Annotated in this window: 1 protein-coding gene and 1 pseudogene; both read right to left on the bottom strand. The window is 58.4% G+C overall.

The features are described 5' to 3' along the window. Positions 1-2966: efflux RND transporter permease subunit (locus ACOVRJ_RS03720; protein ID WP_422042555.1), on the bottom strand; the 2966-nt coding region annotated here is incomplete at its 3' end. A gap of 12 nt (positions 2967-2978) precedes the next feature. Continuing rightward, positions 2979-3380 (bottom strand): annotated as a pseudogene (locus ACOVRJ_RS03715) (efflux RND transporter periplasmic adaptor subunit); the annotation flags it as partial.

Raw genomic sequence — 3380 nt, 5'->3', positions numbered from 1 at the left:
CCTGGACGCTCAGCTTCGAAAAGCAAGGGCGCCAGAGCAAAAGCGGTCACCAAAGCGGTCATCAAGACCGGGCTCAAGCGCTCCAGTGATCCCCGCAAGATCAATTGCGTGTTGAAGGCCTCTCCTTCAAAGCGCATGAGGTTGATGTAGTGGCTCACCTTCAGGATTCCGTTACGCACGGAAATTCCAGCCAGTGTGATGAAGCCAATCAGTGCTGCAACCGACAGGGGTTGCCCAGACAGCCACAAGCCCAGCACAGCGCCTACCAGTGCTAGCGGAATATTCACCATGATCAGCCCCGAGAGCACGACGGACTTGTAGCGGCTGTAAAGCACCACAAACATCAAAACCACGGAGATCACGGACAACAGTGCGATCAGTCGAGAGGCCTCCTCTTGCGCCTGGAACTGCCCGCCCAGGGTGATGAAGTAGCCCTCGGGCAAGCGCGATTCAGAGACGACTTTGCGGATGTCGACAATGACCTCCGACAGCGGACGACCTGAGGCGTTAGCAGAGATCACGATTCGACGCTTGCCGTTGTCGCGGCTGATCTGGTTGGGGCCATCGGCATCCTCAATCAAGGCGATCTTGGACAGTGGCACCCTGCCAGAAGGGGTCTCAATCAGCATTTGTCCCAGACCTTCGAGCGATCGTGCAGACTCAGGCAGTCGTACCACCAGTGCAAACCGTCGTCCGCCTTCCATGATCTGGGTGACTCTTTCACCCTCGACCAGCGATTGCAGCGTCGAGAGCACTTGCGAGCCGGACAAACCATATTGAGCCGCAGCCGCGTAGTCCACCCGAACCTTGATCTGGGGTGCAAGGACCTGTTTTTCGATTTGCAAGTCCGCAATGCCCTGAATGTTGGCCAGTCGGGATCTCAGTGCATCCGCCTGGCCCCGCAGCACATCCAGGTCTTCGCCAAAAATCTTGATGGCGATTTGAGATCGAACTCCAGAAAGCATGTGATCAATCCGGTGAGAGATCGGTTGCCCCACTTCAATAGATGCAGGCAAGTTGACCAGACGCGCGCGGATGTCCGCCCGGACTTCGTCCATCGAGCGGGTCAACTCTCCGGCGGGCTTGATGCCCACGTCCAACTCGCTGACATGGACGCCTTCGGCGTGCTCATCCAACTCAGCGCGCCCACTGCGTCGACCCACATGAACAACTTCAGGCACCTGCTTGACCAGAATTTCGGCCTGGCGAGCCAGGGCTGACGACTCCGTCAGGGTGACGCCCGGGTTGAGACGCAAGCCCACCAGAAGCGTGCCCTCATTGAAAGGGGGCAGGAATGTGGTGGGGAAGAAGGGGACCGCAACAGCCGCCAAGACCACGGCGGCACCGGCGCTGGCCAGGGCTGCGCGAGGTTTGTCCAGAACCAGTTGAAGCCCACTCTTGTACCGATTCTTGAGCCACGCCAGGACCTTGGTGTCGCCATGGTCCAGATTCTTCATACGGGGCAGCAAGTAGTAGCTCAGCACGGGGGTCACCGTGACCGACACCAGCAAGGATGCCAGCGTGGAGACAATGAAGGCGATGCCCAGTGGCACAAACAGTTTTCCCTCTAGGCCCGGCAGCGCAAACAGCGGCAGAAACACCAGCACGATGATGACCGTCGCGTAGAGGATGGCGGAGCGAACCTCCATAGATGCCTTGGCCACGAGTTGCAGCAAGGGCAGACGGTTATTGGCGTCCTTTGCACGATCCTCTTTCAAGCGGCGAAGGATGTTTTCCACATCCACCACGGCATCGTCCACCAGACCGCCGATCGCGATCGCCAATCCCCCCAGAGTCATCGTGTTGATCGACAGGCCAAAATACTTGAACACCAGCGCGGTAATGAAAATCGACACCGGAATGGCGGTGAGCGCGATGATGGTCGGGCGAACTGTTCCCAGAAAAAAGAACAGAATCGCCGCCACAAATACCGACGCGCCTATCAGTTTGCCTTGCAGCGTGGAGATTGACGCCTCGATGAAGCTGGCCTGACGGAACGTGACGCGAGGAGCTTCCATCCCTTCAGGCAACGATGCCTTCAGGCCGACGATCGCCTCTTCAATGGACTGGGTGAGTTTGGTGGTGTCTGCAGTAGGCTGCTTTTGAACCCCCAGGATGACAGCCGGTTTGCCCTCGTATCCCGCATCGCCACGCTTGATGGCTGGGGCAAAGGTCACCTCCGCGATTTGCCTGAGCAAAATGGGTTGCCCGTTTTTGGCGGCGATCGCCAAATTGCGCAAATCATCAAGCCGGGAGGTTCGCCCCAGGTTGCGGATGAGGTACTCACGGCCATTGAGTTCAAGAAAGCCCCCTGACGTGTTGGCCGAGAAGCTGCGCAGCGCGGCTTCCAACTGGTCCAGCGAGATTCCGAGGTCAGACATGCGCGCAGTGCTGGGCTGCACTTGAAACTGCCGCACTTCGCCACCGATGGGGATGATTTGTGCGACGCCCGGAATGGTCATCAAACGGGGACGCAGAACCCAGTCGGCGTATTCGCGAACTGCCATCGGCGAAATCTTTTGCGGATCGACCGGGATGGCGATCTGCATGATTTCGCCCATGATAGAGCTGATCGGCCCCATGCGAGGCGTGACGTTCCCAGGCAGACCTTGCTCCATGGCAGAGAGTCGCTCAGACACCAGTTGGCGCGCCCGGAAAATTTCCGTGTCCCAATTGAAGGTCACATACAGGAAGGACAAGCCAGCAGACGAGGTGGAGCGGATGGACTCCACCCCTGGCAACCCGTTCATCGCTGTTTCCAGCGGGAAAGTGATCAATTGCTCCACCTCCTCGGCTGCCATCCCTCCCGCCTCGGTCATGATCGTGACCGTGGGCTTGTTGAGGTCGGGGAAGACATCCACAGGGGTTCGCGTGAGGGTAAATGCCCCGTAGCCCATCAGCACTGCACCGGCAATGAGTACCAGCAAGCGATTGGCCAGACTATTTTCGAGAAGCCACTTGAACATGTTGTGGCTCCCTTAGCGAATCTGATTGATCAGAGTGGCCCCTTGAGTGGCCACACGATCTCCTGATTTCAGGCCGGAGGTCACGGCCACTCGCGTGCCATCCAGAGGCTCCAAAGTCACTGTACGGGGCTCAAACTTCTCGGGGGCCGTCTTGACCCAGACCACCGTTTGGTTGGCGGCGTTTTTCATGAGTGAAGACAGTGGTACAGGGATGCCCGAAGTCTTTTGCTTGGACTGCACATAGACTTTGACTGGCTGCCCCACAGCCAGGCCCAGCGCTTGCGGGTTTAGTGCCTGAAAGTTCAGGGGCAATGCCTGTTCACGCAAGCTGCGTGCCGCGCCGATGAAGCTCAAAGGAACGTGCTGCTCACCGATGGCCAGCGACGCACCACCAATGTTGTTGGCCAAAGTCCC

It is taken from the genome of Roseateles sp. (assembly GCF_049240545.1).
Taxonomy (GTDB): domain Bacteria; phylum Pseudomonadota; class Gammaproteobacteria; order Burkholderiales; family Burkholderiaceae_C; genus Paucibacter_A.
This window is presented reverse-complemented; position numbering and strand designations above follow the sequence as displayed.